The sequence below is a fragment of the Phenylobacterium sp. LH3H17 genome (genome assembly GCF_024298925.1).
Lineage (GTDB): Bacteria > Pseudomonadota > Alphaproteobacteria > Caulobacterales > Caulobacteraceae > Phenylobacterium.
In genome coordinates this window covers 824937-844318 of sequence record NZ_CP101283.1, presented here as the reverse complement: position 1 = coordinate 844318, position 19382 = coordinate 824937, and the positions used below count along the sequence as shown (strand labels likewise).

15 protein-coding genes and 1 tRNA gene are annotated in these 19382 nt (G+C 66.7%); 7 read left to right on the top strand and 9 right to left on the bottom strand.

All coding sequences use genetic code 11. The annotated features are described in order from the left end of the window. The first annotated feature begins 4 nt into the window (after positions 1-4). The gene (locus M9M90_RS04120) at positions 5-709 is read left to right on the top strand and encodes a DUF599 domain-containing protein (RefSeq protein WP_254835898.1); all 705 of its coding nucleotides are present in this window, start codon (positions 5-7) and stop codon (positions 707-709) included. Here M9M90_RS04120 and M9M90_RS04115 read toward each other — a convergent pair. The 3 genes from M9M90_RS04115 to msrA all read right to left on the bottom strand — a co-directional run bounded on the left by M9M90_RS04115 (position 706) and on the right by msrA (position 2094). After that, the gene (locus tag M9M90_RS04115) at positions 706-1044 is read right to left on the bottom strand and encodes an MmcQ/YjbR family DNA-binding protein (protein WP_254835897.1); all 339 of its coding nucleotides are present in this window, start codon (positions 1042-1044) and stop codon (positions 706-708) included. The two genes, M9M90_RS04120 and M9M90_RS04115, sit on opposite strands and share 4 nt — an antisense overlap. After that, the gene (locus M9M90_RS04110; RefSeq protein ID WP_254835896.1) at positions 1041-1376 is read right to left on the bottom strand and encodes an MmcQ/YjbR family DNA-binding protein; all 336 of its coding nucleotides are present in this window, start codon (positions 1374-1376) and stop codon (positions 1041-1043) included. The genes M9M90_RS04115 and M9M90_RS04110 overlap by 4 nt, the downstream gene beginning before the upstream one ends. 64 nt (positions 1377-1440) lie before the next feature. Further along, positions 1441-2094, bottom strand: coding sequence for a peptide-methionine (S)-S-oxide reductase MsrA (msrA, locus tag M9M90_RS04105; protein ID WP_254835895.1), 654 nt, complete (start codon positions 2092-2094; stop codon positions 1441-1443). Positions 2095-2225: 131 nt separating this feature from the next. On the opposite strand from msrA, the gene M9M90_RS04100 reads away from it, so the two are divergent. The 4 genes from M9M90_RS04100 (at position 2226) to M9M90_RS04085 (ending at position 5153) form a co-directional block, all read left to right on the top strand. After that, complete coding sequence (locus M9M90_RS04100) at positions 2226-3146, top strand: lipopolysaccharide assembly protein LapB (RefSeq protein WP_254835894.1); 921 nt, start codon at positions 2226-2228, stop codon at positions 3144-3146. Further along, positions 3113-4039, top strand: a complete 927-nt coding sequence (locus tag M9M90_RS04095) for a hypothetical protein (RefSeq protein WP_254835893.1) — start codon at positions 3113-3115, stop codon at positions 4037-4039. Before M9M90_RS04100 ends, M9M90_RS04095 begins: the two co-directional genes overlap by 34 nt. 72 nt (positions 4040-4111) lie before the next feature. Then, positions 4112-4201, top strand: a tRNA-Ser gene (locus M9M90_RS04090). Positions 4202-4499: 298 nt separating this feature from the next. After that, a complete protein-coding gene (locus M9M90_RS04085; RefSeq protein ID WP_254835892.1) occupies positions 4500-5153 on the top strand; it encodes a NeuD/PglB/VioB family sugar acetyltransferase in 654 nt (217 codons plus the stop codon). On the opposite strand, the gene M9M90_RS04080 is transcribed toward M9M90_RS04085, so the two are convergent. The 4 genes from M9M90_RS04080 to M9M90_RS04065 form a co-directional block, all read right to left on the bottom strand. Beyond that, positions 5096-5833: a WbqC family protein gene (locus M9M90_RS04080; RefSeq protein ID WP_254835891.1), complete on the bottom strand. Its 738-nt coding sequence runs from the start codon at positions 5831-5833 to the stop codon at positions 5096-5098. The genes M9M90_RS04085 and M9M90_RS04080 overlap by 58 nt on opposite strands. Positions 5834-5839: 6 nt before the next feature. Continuing rightward, on the bottom strand, positions 5840-7006 hold the full coding sequence (gene rffA / locus M9M90_RS04075; RefSeq protein ID WP_254835890.1) for a dTDP-4-amino-4,6-dideoxygalactose transaminase: 1167 nt from the start codon (positions 7004-7006) through the stop codon (positions 5840-5842). 8 nt (positions 7007-7014) lie between these two features. After that, the gene (locus tag M9M90_RS04070; RefSeq protein ID WP_254835889.1) at positions 7015-7773 is read right to left on the bottom strand and encodes a phytanoyl-CoA dioxygenase family protein; all 759 of its coding nucleotides are present in this window, start codon (positions 7771-7773) and stop codon (positions 7015-7017) included. 232 nt (positions 7774-8005) lie between these two features. Beyond that, positions 8006-8656, bottom strand: a complete 651-nt coding sequence (locus M9M90_RS04065) for a hypothetical protein (RefSeq protein ID WP_254835888.1) — start codon at positions 8654-8656, stop codon at positions 8006-8008. An 822-nt stretch (positions 8657-9478) separates the two neighbouring features. Between M9M90_RS04065 and M9M90_RS04060 the strand changes: the two genes are divergently transcribed. Together M9M90_RS04060 and M9M90_RS04055 are read left to right on the top strand one after the other, a co-directional pair. Further along, a complete protein-coding gene (locus tag M9M90_RS04060; RefSeq protein ID WP_254835887.1) occupies positions 9479-15310 on the top strand; it encodes a HAMP domain-containing protein in 5832 nt (1943 codons plus the stop codon). A 1-nt stretch (position 15311) separates the two neighbouring features. Beyond that, positions 15312-17330: a response regulator gene (locus tag M9M90_RS04055; RefSeq protein ID WP_254835886.1), complete on the top strand. Its 2019-nt coding sequence runs from the start codon at positions 15312-15314 to the stop codon at positions 17328-17330. Between the two features lie 4 nt (positions 17331-17334). Here M9M90_RS04055 and M9M90_RS04050 read toward each other — a convergent pair whose 3' ends face one another. Beyond that, entirely contained in the window at positions 17335-18159 is an 825-nt protein-coding gene (locus M9M90_RS04050; RefSeq protein WP_254835885.1) for a DUF4198 domain-containing protein, read from the bottom strand. Next, positions 18156-19361 carry a DUF4331 family protein gene (locus M9M90_RS04045; protein WP_254835884.1) on the bottom strand — a complete coding sequence of 402 codons (1206 nt, stop codon included), beginning with the start codon at positions 19359-19361 and terminating at the stop codon, positions 18156-18158. Before M9M90_RS04045 ends, M9M90_RS04050 begins: the two co-directional genes overlap by 4 nt. Positions 19362-19382: the final 21 nt, after the last annotated feature.

Genomic DNA, 19382 nt, shown 5'->3' with positions numbered 1-19382 from the left:
GCCGATGACGTTCCTGGACGCTCTCACCCCGCTGGACCTCGTCGCCCTGGCCGTCTTCGCGGTCGCCTGGCTGGCCTATGAGCCGCTGCTGAAAGCTGTCGCCCGCGGCAAGGGACTGATCAACACCGACATGACCGTCATCCGCCTGGCCTGGATGCGCAACATGGCCGGGCGTGAGAACAAGTTCATGGACGGCCAGATTCTCGGCCACACCCTGAACTCGGCCTCCTTCTTCGCCTCTTCGAACCTGATCCTGATCGCCGCGGCGGCCGGCGCCCTGTTCGGCGGCGAACGGACCTTCGAGAGCGCGTCCAGTCTGATGGTGCTGAAGACCTCCTCGCGCCTGCTGTTCGAGGCCCAGGTGGCCCTGGTGGTCCTGACCCTGGCCCGCGGGCTGCTCGACTTCATCTGGTCGATCCGCCAGATGAACTACTGCTTGGCGGTGATCGGCGCGGCGCCCGAGACGGAGGACATAGCCTCGACGCGGCCCTACGGCGAGGCCGCCGCCAGGCTGATGAACCCAGCCCTGTCATCCTTCAATCGCGGGGTGCGCGGCTACTACTTCGCCCTGGCCGCCGTGGGATGGCTGTTCGGACCGCAGATCTTCCTGCTGCTGACCTTCCTGGCCGTGGCCCTGCTGGTGACCCGCCAGCGCCGATCCCCCGCCGCCCGCGCCATCGCCGAGGTGCGGCGGCTGCTGGAGCCCTAGAGGCCGAGCTCGGACCGCTGGAGCCGGGTCAGCCGCGCCGCGACCAGAGCATGGGCCGTCACCAGCCAGCCCAGAACCTCGCCGTCGTCGAGGCCTTCTAGATCGTCGAACGCCACCCATTTGGCGCGCGCCAGATAGGGAGCCGGCCGGGCCTGACCGGTCTCGACCAGGACCTCGTAGGCCAGGTCCGTGACCTTCAGCGAGATCGCCCCGCCTAGACCCGCGATGGCGAATATACGACCGCCGATCTTGAAGACCCGCGCCCCCCCCCACTGGACGACCCTGGTCGCCGCCGGCAAGGCCAGCGCCGCGGCCTCGAACTGCGAGGGCGTCACGCCAGGCCCAGCTCGGCGTGGGCCTTCTTGGTCAGCTTCGCGGCGATCATGCCATGGGCGGTGGTCAGCCAGGAGGTGAGATCGGCGTGGGGCGCCGCGGCCGTATCGACGGCGACCCACTGCCCCTTGGCGCAATGGGGCGCCTGGCGACCGACGCCGCTCTCGGTCAGGGCCATGAAGCCGATCTCGGTGACCTTGAACGATACCGACACGTCGCCGCTGATGGCGAAGACCTTGCCGCCGACCTTGAAGACATCGGACTCGCCCCACTGGATCACCTTGGTCACCGCGGGCAGACCCATGGCGAAGGCCTCGAGCTGCGCGCGGGTCACGCCGGCAGGCCCAGCTCGGCGCGAGCCTTGCGGGTCAGCTTCTCTGCGGCGAAGGCCTTCGGCGTCACGCCTGGACGCCGACGCCGATCGGGCAGGTCACGCCGGTGCCGCCCACGCCGCAATAGCCCGCCGGGTTCTTGGCCAGGTACTGCTGGTGATAGTCCTCGGCGAAGTAGAATTCCGGCGCCTCGGCGATCTCGGTGGTGATGGGGCCATAGCCCTTGTCGGCCAGGGCCTGCTGATAGGCGGCGAGCGAGGCCGCCGCGGCCGCGGCCTGGGCGTCGTCATAGGGATAGACGCCCGACCGGTACTGGGTGCCGATGTCGTTTCCCTGGCGCATGCCCTGGGTCGGATCGTGACCCTCCCAGAACACCTTCAGCAGGTCTTCATAGGTCACCACGCGCGGGTCATAGACCACCAGCACCGCCTCGGTATGGCCGGTGCGGCCCGAGCAGACCTCTTCATAGGTCGGGTTGGGCGTGACGCCGTTCACATAGCCGACGGCGGTCACATAGACGCCAGGGACCTGCCAGAACTTGCGCTCAACCCCCCAGAAACAGCCCATGGCGAACTGCGCCAATTCCAGGCCGTCGGGATAGGGGCCCTTCAGCGGGCGGCCGTTGATGAAGTGGGTCTCCGCGGTGGGCAGCGGGCCCTGGCGGCCCGGCAGGGCGGTCGCCGCGGTGGGCAGGTCGAGGGGCTTCTTGCCGAAGAACATGATAATGGCGCCTGTTCGCGATCGGGTATTCCAACATAGGAGCTGTCGGGGCCGATTGCACTCGTCGGCGTCGGCTGACGAGGGCCGGGTTTCGTGGCAAGCTCGGCGAAAGTCCCCAGGGAGGACGCGACATGGCGCGGTTTCGTAAGATCCTGTCAGCAGGGGTGGCGTTCAGTCTGACGCTCGGCGGCGCGGCGTTCGCCGCCGGCGGCGGGGGTGGCGGAGGCGGCGGCATGGACATGCCTTCGGCCTCGGGCCCGACCTATGATCCGGCGGTGGAATACGCCAAGGGCGTCTCGGCCCTGAATGGCCAGAACTACAAGGACGCCGAGAAGTCATTCAAGCGCGTGGTCGAGTCCGCGCCCACCAGCGCCGAGGCGTGGCGCCTGCTGGGCGTCGCCAACCTGGCGCAGAACGACTTCAAGGGCGCCAAGCGCGCCTATGAGAAGGCCGTGAAGCACGGACCCGACGATATCGCCGCCCGCCAGGGCCTGGGGGTGTCGCTCGCGGGCTTGAAGGACGCCAAGGTCCAGGAACAGCTCGACTGGCTGAAGGCCAAGTCCGACGCCTGCGCCGGGACCTGCGGCGACGCCGCGGCGCTGAAGGCGGCGCTCACCGCCGTCGAGAGCGCCAAGGCCGCCGCGCCCAGCGCCGCGTTGCAGAAGCCCCTGCTGTTCGCCCAGGCCGGCGACCACGCCTACCTGCAGGCGGTGGGGCTGATCAACGAGAAGCGCTACGACGAGGCCCTGGCCTCCCTCGACCGGGCCCGCGAGGCCTTCGGCCCGCACCCGGACGTGCTCACCTACCAGGGCTACGCCTGGCGCAAGAAGGGGGCCTTCGACCGGGCCGAGACCTATTACCGCCAGGCCCTGGCCATCGCCCCCGACCATCGCGGCGCGACCGAGTACTATGGCGAGTTGAAGGTCGAGCGCGGCGACATGGACGGCGCCAAGGTCATGCTGGCCCGGCTCGACCGGTCCTGCGCCTATGGCTGCGCCGAGGCCGAGGAGCTGCGCCGTTGGATCGACGCCGGCGGCGAACCCAAGCACTAGGCCTGGCGGCGGCCCTGGTGGCGGCTGGCGCCGCCCCGGCGGCGGACGTGCCGCTGGCGGCGATGCGCTGGCTGGCCCTGGGCGCTGATCCCGTAGCGCTGCTCACCCAGGAGCCGACCGAGTGCCTGGCCCCGCCCGCCGATCCCGCCCTGGCGCGATCGGTGGAGGTCGGCCGCGCGGCCTTCCGCACACCGCTGCTGCTGGGCGGCCAGGCGGCGCGGGCCGGAATCAGCTGCGAGAGCTGCCATCGAGCCGGGCGGAGCAATCCTGACTTCCGCTTCCCCGGGGTCTCCGGCGCCCCGGGCACGGCCGACGTCACCTCGTCCCTGTTTTCCTCGCACCGTGGAAACGGGGTGGACGATCCCAACCCGATCCCCGACCTCTCCGGTCCGCGCGGGGCGCTGAAGGTGGCGCCCGGCGAGGTCGGCCCCTTCGTCCGCGGCCTGATCGTCGAGGAGTTCGACGGTCCCGAACCGTCGCCCGCCGTGCTGCGGGGCCTAGCCGACTATGTCCGCGCACTCGCCCCGCAAGCCTGCCCCGCCGCCGCGACCCGGCCGCTCTCCGCCCAGGACCTGATGGCCGACGTCCGCCGGGCGATCGCCGCCGCCCAGTCCGCCGAGGACGCGACGACCGCCGTCTTCCTGGTCACCGCCGCCCGCGCCCGGCTGTTCCTCCTGGACGAGCGCTACGCGCGCCTGGGCCCCGAACGCAACGCACTGCGCCGCGCCGACCGAGAGCTGGCGGACATCGCCCAGTCCCTGCGCGAAGGCAGTCCCGACGCCCGGATCCGACTGGCCCGCTGGCAGGCGCGAACCCCAGCCCTGGAGGGCCGCCTGCGCCGCGCTGAGCGCCGTTCCCTACTGGATCCCGAAACCCTGGCCGCCGCGCTGTAACGCCGCTTGCCCGCGTGGCCGTCATGAGTATATTGCGCGCCTTCCGCTGGGGGCCAAGGCCACCCTCGGTGAGGTGAGGTGGCGGAGTGGTCGATCGCGCACGCTTGGAAAGCGTGTTTACGGGAAACCGTAACGAGGGTTCGAATCCCTCTCTCACCGCCACCGGTCAAGTGGCGATAAATTATAAATGAAATCAATATCTTGGGAGATGACGCTGTGCGGCGCGTACCCCTTGGCGTACGCCAGAACGTGCCCTGACGCTGCGGTTTTCCTACTAGGCGTATTCCTACCGACCCTCTGTTGTGAACGCACACCGGGCGCTCGTGGCCGAGCACAAAGTTGCAGGTAGGCGCGCAGGATCAGGCTGGCTCCTTGCAGCGTGCAGTGAGATTCTGCAGTGGAATTGAAAGTTTATCGAGGATATGATGTCGCTACTTTGGGCCGGAGATCAGAATCCACTATGCGCCTCGTGATCTTTGGCGCCGGCGACCTTGCCGAGATCTGCCATCACTACTTTACGAACTATACGGAGCACCGGGTCGAAGGGTTTCTCGTCGATGATGACTACCACACCCGGTCGCATCTCCTCGACCTACCTGTGCTGCCCGCACGCGACGCCATCACCACCTGGCCGCCGGGCACGCATGAGATGTTCGTCGCGATTGGCTATGGCGGCGGAAACCTGAACCGGGAGGCAAAGTGCCAGGAGATGCGGGCGCGCGGCTACCGCCTCGCGAGTTTCATCCATCCCACGGCTGTCGCGGACGGGCTTTCGATGGGTGACAACTGCCTCGTGTCAGAACACGCCGTCGTCCAACCGTACTCCCAGTTGGGCGACGGGGTCATCGTGCGCGCGGGGAGCATCATCGGGCATCATGCTACTGTGGGGAACTACTGCTACGTCGCCCCCGGCGTGACCATGGGAGGGGGATGTCGCATCGGGCGCCGCGTGTTCCTGGGTTTAGGCGTGCTCGTGCGCGACAGGATTCTTGTGGCCGATGATGTCGAAGTCGGCATGGGCGGCGTGGTAACGAAGACTGCGGACCGGCCTGGCCTCTATATGGGCTGCCCGGCGCGGCGCGTCCCCGGGCGCCGGGAACCTTCTCCCGGCTGATCCCCGAGAAGATCGGCGGCCTTGTCCCCGACCATTATCAAGAGATCGATGATGCTCACGTGTGGATCGAAGGGCTCGGCGATCTGGGCATAGATCGGATAATCGGGATAGGTCTTGTAGGCCAAGTCGATGCCGGCCGCATCCCAGAGCTCTGGCTGGATGTAGCCTTTCGCCGAGGGGCCGGAGAGGTATCGGGTGCCTCCGAGCCGGCGCGTAAGGTCGATCAACCTCTCGTCCTTCGCGCCGCTCGCGCCCAGTTCCGAAGATCGGACAGTAGGCGTGGAGATCTTGAGCCGCGCCATGACCCGTTGGCAGAGATCGACATCGAGGTCGGCGAGCCGGTGATGCCGGGCGTAGGTCTCCTCAAGCATCGCAAGAGCCTCGTCGAGGAAGGGGGAGGCGCGGTAGTTCTCCTTCAGAATTCGAGCATGTGTGGCACACCAGTCGGAGGTGGAGGAATCGATCTCGACATCCCGGATTAGGTCGCTTCGGGACGCCCGGACGGGGACGGTCAACCACCGTGAGGCGCCGTCCCGCGTGCGGATGCGGTTGCGGTTGCGCCAATCCCGCGTCGTGTACTGGACATCGTCGAGGAAAACGAAGACGTCCACGTCGCGGATGAAGTCAAAATATCCCCGCCAGGGGATGAAGTTCGGTTGAATGATGCCGACGGTGGTCACGTCATCTCAGCCTTCGAAGAAGCCATGCACCGCGTGTATCACGCGGTCGACCTCATCATTCGTCATCGCATTGTAGAGTGGCAGACGGAGAAGGCGGTGCGCGAGATCCTCGGTCACCGGAAGGCTCGGAGGGGCCTCCAGATGGGCGCGCGCGAAGGGCGCTGTATGCAGCGGCACGTAGTGGAAAACCGCCTGGATCCGGAGACTCGCAAGGTACGCGATCAGCCGTTCACGTTCCTCTGTTGATCGCAGGAACATGAAAAAGATGTGGGCATTATGATCGCACAGGGGTTCGACACGCGGCAGCCGGACGGCGCCGCGATCCTCCAGATCCTGGAACGCCGCCATGTAGCGGGCATGGATCGCGCGCCGCCGGGCGGTTAGTTCGTCGAGCTTCTCAAGCTGTCCCAGAAGGAAGGCCGCGGTCAGACCCGACACCGAGAAGGACGATCCGATATCGACCCAGGTGTACTTGTCGGCACTGCCACCGAGGAAAGCTTTACGATTGGTCCCCTTGTCCCGGAGCATGTGCGCGCGCTCGAGATAGGCCGGATCGTTGACAATGAGCGCGCCGCCTTCGCCGCATCCGACATTCTTGGTTTCGTGGAAACTCAAGGCTGCCAGTGCTCCGGCGGAGCCGACCCGCCGGCCACCGCGAGACGCACCGATGGCCTGGGCGGCATCCTCGACAAGAACGAGATCGTTGGCTCGTGCAAGCTCCCCGAGGCGCTCGAGTTCGCAGCCGACGCCGGCGTAGTGAACGGGAAGGATTGCCTTCGTGCGCGGCGTGATCGCCGCCGCGACCGCCTCCGGGTCAATGTTCATCGTCCCGGGTAGCACGTCCACGAAGCATGGCCGCGCGCCCCGCAGGACCATCGCATTCGCGGTCGAAACGAAGGTGAAGGAGGGCATGATGACCTCGTCGCCGGGACCGAGGTCGAGCAGCATCGCGATCATTTCGAGGGCGGCGGTCGCGGACGGTACGAGCAGTACACCCGCGGCCTTGTAGTGACAGGTGAGCCAGTCTTCGCAGGCCCTGACGAACCGGCTGGCTGGTCCGACTTCTCGTTCCGAGATGGCCTGCACGACGTACTCAAGTTCCCGGCCCAGCGGCTCGAGCCTGTTGAACGGGATCTTTGGAGTGGCCGAGGGGGCGGGCGACACCAGCTCCACTGGGCCCCTCATCCCCTGACCGTGTCTCGAACGTGACGCATCCGGACCCGCCCTGCGATCGGATCCTCCGGGTCATCGGGATCGGCGAGCGTCGTAAGGTCCCAGAGATTGACCAGGAGATTGTATTTCATGCGTGCGTTCTTCGCAGGAACCGAGCCGTGGACAAGCAGGGGATCAAAAAGGATGCCGTCTCCTGCTTCCAGTTCGAGAAGCCGCGTCCCGGATGAATCGTAGGCGCTGTCTGGCACGAAGGGCCGTGCTGGATCTGACGTATCGTGAGCAATAAGGCCGCCGAGGTGACTCCCTGGAACCACGAGGAGCGACCCGCTGGTGGCGCTTGCAGGCCGGAGAGTGGCCCAGACCCGGAACGCCCGCCGGCACGGAGTGGCGTAGTCCTGGTGCATCGGAAGGAGATAAGTGTCCTCGTCCGGCACGTCCGCACGTATGGTGGGATAGGCGACGAGAGCCTCGTAGCCAAGCCAGTCGAGAACGCCGGCCGTCTCCAGGGTGGATACCACGTGATGACCCATTTCTTGGACGACACGGAGGTGCTTGAGGTTCGAGAAGAGCGCCTGGCGATATGCGCCGCCCAAGCGCAGTAGATCCGCGATGGCGTCGGGCTCCCCCTGCGACCGTCCCCGCTGGTTCAGCCCAGCCCGGCCTATAATTTCAAGATCAGCCTCGAACCGGGCGCACATCGTCTCCGGAACGACGCCGCCCAGCACGACGAACCCGTCCCTAAGTAACGCGTCGAAATCTACGTTCACTTGGCTGCCCCCAACCACACCCGATGGAGGCCGTATAATACTTGTGACTGTGTGGACAAACCCCGAACGTGCCGCAACTGCTTCGGTGAGCGCAGTCTATACCGGGGCCCCGCATTGTTAACCGGCCTCACACAGTTGCTCGGAAGGGCGGGAGCCCGCGGGGAGCGCGACTGATTGCTTCGCGAGGTCCTGCTGCCGAGCCAAGGCGTCGAGACTCGAAGGCAGCCTGCGATCACCCGGACTGAGCAGCTGTGAACCGCCGCTGTGTCAGATCCACGAACCGGTCGATCGTCGCTTCGCTCTCGCAGGCCATCTCTTCGAGAAGACCGGCCACGAGGTGCTGGGTCGCCCGTGCGTGATCGAAGTGGTCGAACCCGTAGGAAACCCCGAAGCGTGCGATCCGCCGCGTCGCTATGTAGTCGTCGTGACTAGAGAAGTATTTTGGCATGACGATGCTGAGGCAGCCACAGAGTGCCGCGTATTGGGCATACATGGTCATCTCGTCATAGCAGTAGAAGGTATCCATTCTATTGAACGCGTCGGCAATTTCCTCATGACTCTTGTCGTCGAGGCAGACCGAGCCACGAAGATCATGCACGATGTCGCGGTCCCTGCCTTTCCGGATCATGTAACAGGTCCCCGATCGGTTTACGCTGCCTCGGTTTGAGTAGACTGGATTGATCTGCCAGGCTGTGAGGAGAGGCGCGCCTCCGGTCAGCGTGGGATCATCCGAGAAGTTTCCGGCTTTGAAGTACATCTCCCCGGATGTGGGACGGAAAGGATGGATAAGTCCGGGCTTGTTCAGCAGCCACCGGACCACGTATTTCGCGTCAAGAGGATTGCCCTGGACTACTTCCGGATAGACGACGATGGCCTCGCCCACAGAACGGCCCCGACGCAGCCAGTCAGGATGGGGCCTGGGCGGTTTCGCGAACTTCGGCGGAAACAGCCACCTCGACAGCCGGGCACGACGTCCAGGATTGTTTATGGGCGGCATAGGACTCAGTTGTACCGAGTGGCCGAGTTCTTGAAGCCGCCCCGCGAGCCTGTGCAGAAAGAGACTCCCACCGTTGTTCTCATCGTAACTGGGCGCACATACAACGTAATCGAGACGCTTAGTCACCATCAAGACCTCACTACCAATCGGCTCCCAGAGAAGACACCTCAACTCTGAACGCTTTCGGAGGACCAGTTCTAGCTCTCAATTATTACCCGGGGAGGCACTGTCAGCGCAAAAGTTTAGGGCCTGCTGACCGACGCGCCGTGACCGCGCCAGATGGCTCGATCGACCAACTCGTCCCGCTTTTTCGACAGCTCCGCGAGCGGCCAACCGCGATGTCCCAACACTCGGAAGGTTCTCACAAGCTTGATCTTGATTTAAGAACAAACACTGAACATTTGTATTGCGAACGCCAGCGTCGCCAGAGACCACGCCGAGGAGTTCTACATGCCTCACGGCGACGACGAGCACCAAGAGGTCGGCGACGGCTTGGCCTGAGCCCCGCACCCACCCCACCCAAAGCGCTGCCAGACCGGCGCCTGAGTCAGGTCGACGCAACTTCGGAACCGCCTCCGGCGAGCTGCGTTGACGCCTTGAGTAGGGGTGTCACGGTCAAGGTTCCTCGCTGAGTTTCGAGCCTGCGGGGCTTGATGGAACCTCGGCCGGAGAGCGCTCTGCGAAACGAACTGTCGGGGAAATCTGCACATGTCCGCCATCGCCAGCCTGGAGCCCCGCGCTGGGGGCCTCGACGTCCATCAACTTCTCGCCGCGTTGCGAGGCTTCCGCCGGGGCGATTTCTCCGTGCGCCTGCCGAGCGATCTCAGCGGCGTCGATGGCGAACTCGCCGAGGCGTTCAACGACGTCGTCGATCTGAACGACCGGCTGAGCAAGGAATTGGCGCGGCTCGGCGAGGTGGTGGGCAAGCAGGGCAAGATCAACCACCGCGCCGCCCTGTCGGCCGCGGCCGGCTCCTGGGCGGAGAACATCCACGCGGTCAACGACCTGATCACCGACATGGTCCATCCGACCGCCGAGATGGCGCGGGTGATCGGGGCGGTGGCCAAGGGCGACCTCTCACAAACCATGGATCTGGAGAACGAGGATCGGCCTCTGCGCGGCGAGTTCCTGCGGACCGGCCGAGTGGTCAACACCATGGTCGGCCAGCTGGGCTCCTTCGCCTCGGAAGTGACCCGGGTCGCGCGCGAAGTCGGCACCGAGGGCAAGCTGGGCGGCCAGGCTCAGGTGAAGGGCGTCGCCGGCACGTGGAAGGACCTCACCGACAACGTGAACCTGATGGCCGCCAACCTCACCGGCCAGGTGCGGAACATCGCCGAGGTGACCACCGCCGTCGCCAATGGCGACCTGTCGCGCAAGATCACCGTGGACGTGAAGGGCGAGGTGCTGGAGCTGAAGAACACCATCAACACCATGGTGGACCAGCTGAACTCCTTCGCCTCGGAAGTGACCCGCGTGGCCCGCGAGGTCGGCACCGAGGGCAAGCTGGGCGGTCAGGCCAATGTGCGTGGCGTGGCCGGCACCTGGAAGGACCTGACCGACAACGTCAACCTGATGGCCGCCAACCTGACCGGCCAGGTCCGCAACATCGCCGAGGTCACCACCGCCGTCGCCAAGGGCGACCTCTCCAAGAAGATCACCGTCGACGTGAAGGGCGAGATCCTGGAGCTCAAGTCGACCATTAACGTCATGGTCGATCAGCTGAACGGCTTCGCCTCCGAAGTGACCCGGGTGGCCCGCGAAGTGGGCACCGAGGGCAAGCTGGGCGGCCAGGCGCGGGTGGAAGGTGTCGCCGGCACCTGGAAGGACCTGACCGACAATGTGAACTTCATGGCCGCCAACCTCACCGGCCAGGTCCGCAACATCGCCGAGGTCACCACCGCCGTGGCCATGGGCGACCTGTCGAAGAAGATCACCGTCGATGTGAAGGGCGAGATCCTGGAGCTGAAGAACACCATCAACGTCATGGTCGATCAGCTGAACGCCTTCGCCTCGGAGGTGACCCGCGTGGCCCGCGAGGTCGGCACCGAGGGCAAGCTGGGCGGTCAGGCCAACGTCACCGGGGTCGGCGGCACCTGGAAGGACCTCACCGACAACGTCAACCTGATGGCCGCCAACCTCACCGGCCAGGTCCGCAACATCGCCGAGGTGACCACCGCCGTCGCCATGGGCGACCTGTCGAAGAAGATCACCGTCGACGTGCGCGGCGAGATCCTGGAGCTGAAGAACACCATCAACACCATGGTGGACCAGTTGAACTCCTTCTCCTCCGAGGTCACCCGCGTGGCCCGCGAGGTCGGCACCGAGGGCAAGCTGGGCGGTCAGGCCCAGGTCCGCGGGGTGGGCGGCACCTGGAAGGATCTCACCGACAACGTGAACTTCATGGCCGCCAACCTGACCGGCCAGGTCCGCAACATCGCCGAGGTCACCACCGCCGTGGCCAATGGCGACCTGTCGAAGAAGATCACCGTGGACGTGCGCGGCGAGATCCTGGAGCTGAAGAACACCATCAACGTCATGGTCGATCAGTTGAACGGCTTCGCCTCGGAAGTGACGCGGGTGGCGCGCGAGGTCGGCACCGAAGGCAACCTGGGCGGCCAGGCCCAGGTGAAGGGGGTCGCCGGCACCTGGAAGGACCTCACCGACAATGTGAACTTCATGGCCGCCAACCTGACCGGCCAGGTCCGCAACATCGCCGAGGTGACCACCGCCGTGGCCATGGGCGACCTCTCCAAGAAGATCACCGTCGACGTGAAGGGCGAGATCCTGGAGCTGAAGAACACCATCAACGTCATGGTGGACCAGCTGAACTCGTTCTCGTCCGAAGTGACCCGGGTGGCGCGCGAAGTCGGCACCGAGGGCAAGCTGGGCGGCCAGGCCCAGGTGAAGGGGGTGGCCGGCACCTGGAAGGACCTGACCGACAACGTCAACCTGATGGCCGCCAACCTGACCGGCCAGGTCCGCAACATCGCCGACGTGACCACCGCCGTGGCCAAGGGCGACCTCTCCAAGAAGATCACCGTCGACGTGAAGGGCGAGATCCTGGAGCTGAAGTCGACCATCAACGTCATGGTCGATCAGCTGAACGGCTTCGCCTCCGAAGTGACCCGCGTGGCCCGCGAGGTCGGCACCGAGGGCAAGCTGGGCGGCCAGGCCCAGGTCCCCGGCGTGGCCGGCACCTGGAAGGACCTCACCGACAATGTGAACATGATGGCCGCCAACCTCACCGGCCAGGTCCGCAACATCGCCGACGTGGTCACCGCGGTGGCCCAGGGCGACCTGAAGCGCAAGCTGACCCTGGACGCCAAGGGCGAGATCGCGTCCCTGGCCGACACCATCAACGGCATGATCGAGACCCTGGCGACCTTCGCCGACCAGGTCACCAACGTGGCCCGCGAAGTCGGATCGGAAGGCAAGCTGGGCGGCCAGGCGCGGGTGCCAGGGGCCGCGGGTCTCTGGCGCGACCTGACCGACAACGTCAACGAGCTGGCCGCCAACCTGACCACCCAGGTGCGCGCCATCGCCGAGGTCTCCACCGCCGTGACCAAGGGCGACCTGACCCGCTCCATCACCGTGGAGGCGTCCGGCGAAGTCGCGGCGCTGAAGGACAACATCAACGAGATGATCCGCAATCTGAAGGATCAGACCCTGAAGAACACCGAGCAAGACTGGCTGAAGACCAACCTCGCCCGGTTCAGCCGCATGCTGCAGGGCGAGCGCGACCTCTCGACGGTCTCCAACCTCGTGCTGTCGGAGCTGGCGCCGCTGATCAACGCCCAGCACGGCCTCTTCTATGTCTCCGACCGCGACGAGGACGGCGAGCCGGTGCTGAACCTCGCGGCGAGCTACGCCTTCAACCCGAAGCAGCCGCCCGCCGCCCAGCTCCGGCCCGGCCAGAGCCTGATCGGCCAGTGCGCCGTGGAGAAGGAGCGCATCCTCCTCACAAACGTCCCCAAGAAATACCTCCAGGTCACCTCCGGCCTCGGCGGCGCCTCGCCGCATAACATCGTGGTCCTGCCCGCCCTGTTCGAAGGCGAGCTGAAGGCGGTGATCGAATTGGCGACCCTGGGCGAATTCAACGAGACCCAGCAGGCCTTCCTGGATCAGCTCATGGAGTCGGTCGGCATCGTGCTCAGCACCATCGCCGCCAACATGCGCACCGAGGGCCTGCTCACCCAGTCACAGCTCCTGACAGCCGAACTGCAGGCCCAGCAGGGCGAGCTGAAGACCACCAACGACCGGCTGGAGCAGCAGGCGGCCTCGCTGCGGCAGTCCGAGGAGCTGCTGCGCAGCAAGCAGGACGAGCTGCAGCAGACCAACGCCGAACTTGAAGACAAGGCGCGGCTGCTCTCGGATCAGAACCAGCAGGTCGAGGCCAAGAACCACGAGGTCGAGCAGGCGAAGATGGCGCTGGAGGAGAAGGCCGAGCAGCTGGCCCTCACCTCGAAATACAAGTCGGAGTTCCTGGCCAATATGAGCCACGAGCTGCGCACGCCGCTCAACAGCCTGCTCATCCTGTCGAAGATGCTGAGCGAGAACGCCCAGGGCAACCTCAGCGACAAGCAGGTGGAGTTCGCCAAGAACATCCACGACGCCGGCACCGACCTGCTGGGCCTGATCAACGACATCCTCGACCTGTCGAAGATCGAGTCCGGCACCGTCACCCTGGACATCGGCGAGATGTCGTTCGGCAGCCTGCGCGACCAGATGGACCGCACCTTCGCCCAGGTCGCGCAGGGCAAGCGCCTCGACTTCACCATCGAGATCGACAAGGCCCTGCCCCGGGCCATGTATACCGACGACAAACGCCTGCTGCAGGTGATCAAGAACCTGCTTTCGAACGCCTTCAAGTTCACCGAGAGCGGCTCGGTGAAGCTGAGCGTCTCCCGAGCCGGCCTGGGCTGGACCCCCGGCAACGAGCACCTGAACACCGCCGGCCAGGTCCTGGCCTTCTCGGTGCAGGACACCGGGATCGGCATTCCGGAAGAGAAGCAGCGGCTCATTTTCGAAGCCTTCCAGCAGGCCGACGGCACCACCAGCCGCAAGTACGGCGGCACGGGCCTTGGCCTCTCGATCAGCCGCGAGATCACCCGCCTGCTCGGCGGCGAACTGCGCGTTGTGTCCACGCCGGGCGAGGGCAGCACCTTCACCCTCTATGTGCCGCTCAACTTCAGCCCGGCCTCCCAGCCGGCGGCGGGACCACGCGGTCCTGCGGTCGCACCCCAGCCGTTCCGGCTGTCCTCGACCGCCGCTGTCGAGGCCGAACTCACCGACTCCGTGGTCGACGACCGAGACCAGATCGAACCCGGGGCCGGCGTGGTCCTGATCGTCGAGGACGACCCACGCTTCGCCTCCATCCTGCTGTCGCTGGTGCGCGACGTGGGGTTGAAGGGCGTGGTGACCGGCGAGGGGTCCGCCGTTCCGTCGCTTGCCCGGCGCTTCTCGCCCGAGGCGATCCTGCTGGATATCGGCCTGCCCGACATGGACGGCCTGGCTCTGCTGGACCTGCTGAAGCGAACGGCCGACACGCGCCACATCCCGGTGCACGTCATTTCCGCCGACGACCAGGGCGGGCTTGGCCTCTCGATGGGCGCGGTCGGATTCACCAGCAAGCCCGTCGCCCGCGAGGCGGTGATCTCGACTCTCGAAGCCTTGCGCGCCATCGCGGCCCAGACTCCCCAGCCAGTGCTGTTCGTGGGCGCCGCGTCGAGCCCGGTGGCCGAGACGCTCAAGGAGGCCTTCGGCGAGGTCCATCACTATGCCGAGTTGTCGGCCGTTCCTGACGCGGCGCTCACCGGCGACCAGGGCTGCCTGGTGATCGATGTCGGCCAAGGCCCGGTGGCGCAGATCGTCGACCAGCTGAAGCAACGGCGTGCGCGGAATGGCGTGGCGGTCCTCTACGCCTCGGAAGACCTGTCGGCCGAGGATGAGCGCCGGATGCGGCTGGCGACCTTCAGCGGCCTGGCGCGGCTGGCGCGCACGCCCGAGCAGCTGGTGGAGCACACGACGATGCTGCAGCACGCGCCCGTGGCCGACCTCTCGGCGCCGGCGCGCGCTATGTTGAGCCAGGGACGGCACGCCGATGCCGTGCTCACGGGCCGAACCGCGGTGGTGATCGATGACGACATCCGCAACATCTTCTCGCTGGCCAGCGCGCTTGAGGAATATGGCGTCGAACTGCGATACGCCGAAAGCGGGCGGGCCGGGCTGGAGCTGCTCGACGAGATGCCGAGAGTGGACATGGTGCTGGTCGACATCATGATGCCGGACATGGACGGCTATGAGACCATGCGGGAAATCCGGTCCCGGGCGAAATTCTCCGAACTCCCCATCGTCGCCGTCACCGCCAAGGCCATGAAGGGCGACCGCCAGAAGTGCATCCAGGCCGGGGCGTCCGACTATGTCTCCAAGCCCGTGGACATCGACCGGCTGATCTCGGTGCTGCGGGCCTCGGTGCAACGCGCCGACGCCCTTAGAAGCGCCGGGCAGAAGCTCCCGTCGCTGCTTCCGACCGTCGGCTGAGATGATTGAGGCCGTCGCCAACCTGAGCATCGAGCCGCTGCCCGGAGAGCGGCGGCCGACGACGCGGATTCTGATCGTCGACGACGACGAGCGCAATGCGTTCGCCGCCAGCCAGGCCCTGGAGTCGCTGGGTCAGGAGCTGATCGTCGCCCGGTCGGGCGAGGAGGCCCTGCGCTTCCTGCTGACCGAGGACTTCGCCGTCATCCTGCTCGACCTGCACATGCCGGGAATGGACGGCTACGAAACCGCCCGCATGATCCGCCTCCGACGGCGCAATCGCGAGGTGCCGATTGTCTTCCTCACGGCGGTGTTCCGCGACGAGGCCCACATCTTTAAGGCCTACTCCGCCGGCGCCGTGGACGTGGTCTTCAAGCCGGTCGACCCCTTCATCCTGCGCTCGAAGGTCCAGGTGCTCGTGGACCTCCATCTGAAGACCCTGGAGCTGGCCAGGCAGTCCGAGCAACGAAGGCTGCTCCTGGAGGAAAACGCCAAGGTCCACGCCGAAAAGCTGGCGGCCGAGCGGGCGCTGCGGCTCAGCCAGGAACGCCAGGAGCAGATCCTGCGCGCCCTGCCCGTGGTCTTCCACTCGCGGACCGCCGAAGCGCCCTATGCGGCCACATTCGTCAGTGACAGCGTGCTGGGCTTGACGGGCTTCCCCCCGTCGCGCTTCGTCGACGAGCCCGACTTCGCGACCGGGCGGATCCATCCGGACGACCGGGCCGCCGTCGAAGCAGCCCAGGCCGAGGCGCGCACCAAGGGCGTCTATTCCTGCGAGTACAGATGGCTCTGCGCCGACGGCGTCTATCGCTCCCTGCTGGACCAGGGCGTGCTTGCCCCGGCCGAGGAGGGCCAGCCCCCGACCGTGTTCGGCACCCTGCTCGACAACACCGATCGCCGCCGACTTGAAGAGGACCTCGCCCAGGCCCGGAAGATGGAGGCCGTCGGTCAGCTGACGGGCGGCGTCGCCCACGACTTCAACAACCTGCTGACCGTCATCCTGGGCAATGTCGACCGGCTGCAAAGACGGGTCGATGGCGACGAGAAGCTCGGTCGCTATGCCGAGGCGATCCGTTTCGCGACGGATCGAGGCAGTGCTCTGACCCGGCAGCTTCTGGCCTTCTCGCGGCGCCAGCATCTCAATCCTCGGACCATCGAGTTGAACGCCCTGGTGACGGAATTCATGCCCCTGCTCCGCCAGGCGGTGGGAGACGGGGTCACGGTGGTGGCCGACCTAGCCAAGACTGACCTGCACGTGCTGCTCGACGCGGCCCAGTTCGAAACGGCGCTGCTGAACCTCGCCGTCAACGCCCGCGACGCCATGGCCTCGGCCGGAACCGTCTCGATCGAGACGCTCGTCCAGGGCGAAGAGGTCGTCATCCGTGTCGCCGACACCGGCAGCGGGATGGAACCCGATATCGCCGCCCGCATCTTCGAACCCTTTTTCACGACAAAGGAGGTCGGACTGGGTTCGGGGCTGGGCCTGAGCCAGGTCTATGGCTTCGTGCGCCAGTCCGGCGGCCAGGTGTCGGTCGAGAGCGCTCCAGGCCACGGCGCCCGTTTCGAGATCCGCCTGCCCCGATCGTCCGTCGCCGCCTGCCCGCCAGTGGTCAAGGCGGCTACCCCCGTCGTGGTCGGCGGGACTGAGCGGATCCTGGTGGTCGAGGACGATCCCCACGTCCTGGCCCTCACCGAGGAAAGCCTGCGGACGCTCGGCTACGCCGTGATCACCGCCGACTCCGCCAACGCGGCCCTGGGCATCCTGCAGCAGAAGGTGAAGCTCGACCTGCTGTTCTCCGACGTCGTCATGCCGGGCGGCATGACGGGATTCCAGCTGGCCCAACGGGCTCGCCAACTTCGACCCCAGCTGAAGGTCCTGCTCACCTCCGGCTACGTCGGCGACGCCGCGAAGGCCTGGGGCGATTCCTTTCCGTTGCTAGACAAGCCCTATGAGGCTCCGGCCCTGGCCGCGCGCCTCCGCGCCATCCTCGATAGCGACGCGCCCGCCCTGGCCAATTCCTGATCGCCTAGCGAACCGCTGACGGAAAGCCGAAGCTCAGGCTGGAGAAGACGGTGTCGAAGTCGACCTCGCTCGCCGCCGGGGCCGGCTTGGTCCAGACCACGTTCAGAAGCCAGCTCCCCGTCTCCGGCATGGGGAAGCTCGCGCGTCCCGCCTCGTCCGTAAGCCTAGTCGCCACAGGCGCCTCGTCACGATCAAGGTCGGTGAGCTTGATCAGCGCGCCCGCGATCGGCCGGCCCTCGAAGAGCACGCGAACGGGCAAGGCCGTGGGCCTGGGCTCGGCATAGGGGGTCACCTCGGGCACGATTTCCAGGGGGAGGCCTATCGCCTGCGTCGCCGGCTCCTGCGCGCCCGCCGATCCCACCTGCACGATCGCCTTCGCCACCCGGCCGTAGCGCTCCGAGCCTTCGGCCCCGGTGCGGCCGGAGCCAATCCGCGCCTCCAGGGCGGGGGTCAGCCCCTCGGCCTTGAGGTAGGCGTTGAACCGGGCCGCGGGGAGATGGCTGCGCGCCCGATTGTCGGTCTCGAGCGCCAGCACATAGGCGCCGGGCGCCGGAAGGCGGATGACCCCGTCCGCCTTGTCGCCGCCAAGGCGCAGCGACGGCCTGAGGTCGATCGCCGCCGCGTCCGGTCCGCTGGCCGAGAACCGGATGATCCGGCCGAGCGGGATGAGCGAGCGCTGCCGATCGTCGCCGTGGCCCACCTGCAGGGTCATGGGCGTCGCATGGCCCGGCTCAAGGCGGAAGGCTTCCGGCTGGATCCAGAAGTCATGGGCCGCCGCGGGACCGCCGAACATCAGGGACAAGGCGAAGGCGAACGGCGCGCGGCTCATGGGGCGGAGGCCTTGGCGGGCGCGGCCAGGAAGGGAAACACCGCGGTGGAGTGGACCTGGTCGTCGCGGTCGACGCCGTCGTCGACGCCTGCGGTGGAGCCGTTCACCAGCAAGGACCGATAGACGTCGACCGCATCATAGTCCGGCGAACGGCCGCCGCAGTCGCCGCGAAGCTCGCCTCGCCCGCCCAGCGCGGCGAGTTCGACCGCGAACAGCTGGGTGCAGACGCGCGAGATGCCGTTGACCCAGAGCCGGTCGTCGGCGAGCAGGACCGCCATCAGCAGGTAGCGTGACGCCGAGGGCGATGGCCCGGCCAGGAACTGATCGCCACAGCGCCCGTCGAGTCCGTCATAGAGCCCCAGCGATGTCTCGATTTCCGGAATGAACGGGTCGGACGTCGCCGGCGTCGCCCGGTTGTATTGCTCCTTCAAGACGTCGCCGACCTCGGCGGGACCCAGGGTCGCCAGGAGGGCGTTGCCCGTCAGCGGCCGGCCCATGCGGTCGATCCGCTGGCCGCCGGCGGTGGCCGTTTCGGCCCAGACCGCGAGCATGTCTCCGCCGCCATTCACGACATCCAGGTCGACGGAGATGACAAGCGAGGCCGGCGTCCAGCCTGCCAGGAGGTTCCTGGCCGGGCCGCCCTCGGTTTGTCGCCACCGCTCCAGGATCGTCCGCGAGGTCGCCGCGTCGAACCTGGGACAGCCGGCCGCGTCCTTCGTCGCGCCGTTCCGCACCGCGTCGGCCGCGACGTTGTAGGCCTCGCGCGTGCCCCGCACGTTGTTGAAGAAAGGGTCATCGCGCAGACCGGCGAAGACCCGGAAGCGGCGACTGCGTCCCTCGATCCCGGCGGGCTGTGAGGCGTCTCCGCGCACGTGGCCCGCCCCGCCCGCCCGGCATTGCGTTTCACCGCCCACAAAGCGGCAGTCGATCGACGTCGTGGTGGTGGTCTTGCCGAACCGCGGCCCGCTGTCGACGTGGAACACGTACCGGTGCTTGTCCGAGAAGCTGTGACCGACGATCGTCATGGCCAGGTTCAGCCGTCGGCCATCAGGCGAGGTCCAGGCGAACACGTCGCCGATGTCCAGGCGAGCATCGGCGATCACGCTGGGGGTGTCGCGATGGTCCGCGGCATGGGCGCTGGACGCCGCCCCCAAAGCCAGCAGCGCCGCAACGGCCGCCCTCACCACAATCGAACCTCGCACCGCGCGCGCCTCCGTGAACCT

Excerpts from the sequence above, each read along its gene's own strand:
- M9M90_RS04050 (WP_254835885.1), bottom strand. The coding sequence starts at position 18,159 with ATGAGCCGCGCGCCGTTCGCCTTCGCCTTGTCCCTGATGTTCGGCGGT.
- M9M90_RS04100 (WP_254835894.1), top strand. The coding sequence starts at position 2,226 with ATGGCGCGGTTTCGTAAGATCCTGTCAGCAGGGGTGGCGTTCAGTCTG.
- msrA (WP_254835895.1), bottom strand. The coding sequence starts at position 2,094 with ATGTTCTTCGGCAAGAAGCCCCTCGACCTGCCCACCGCGGCGACCGCC.
- M9M90_RS04120 (WP_254835898.1), top strand. The coding sequence starts at position 5 with ATGACGTTCCTGGACGCTCTCACCCCGCTGGACCTCGTCGCCCTGGCC.
- M9M90_RS04055 (WP_254835886.1), top strand. The coding sequence starts at position 15,312 with ATGATTGAGGCCGTCGCCAACCTGAGCATCGAGCCGCTGCCCGGAGAG.
- M9M90_RS04085 (WP_254835892.1), top strand. The coding sequence starts at position 4,500 with ATGCGCCTCGTGATCTTTGGCGCCGGCGACCTTGCCGAGATCTGCCAT.
- M9M90_RS04060 (WP_254835887.1), top strand. The coding sequence starts at position 9,479 with ATGTCCGCCATCGCCAGCCTGGAGCCCCGCGCTGGGGGCCTCGACGTC.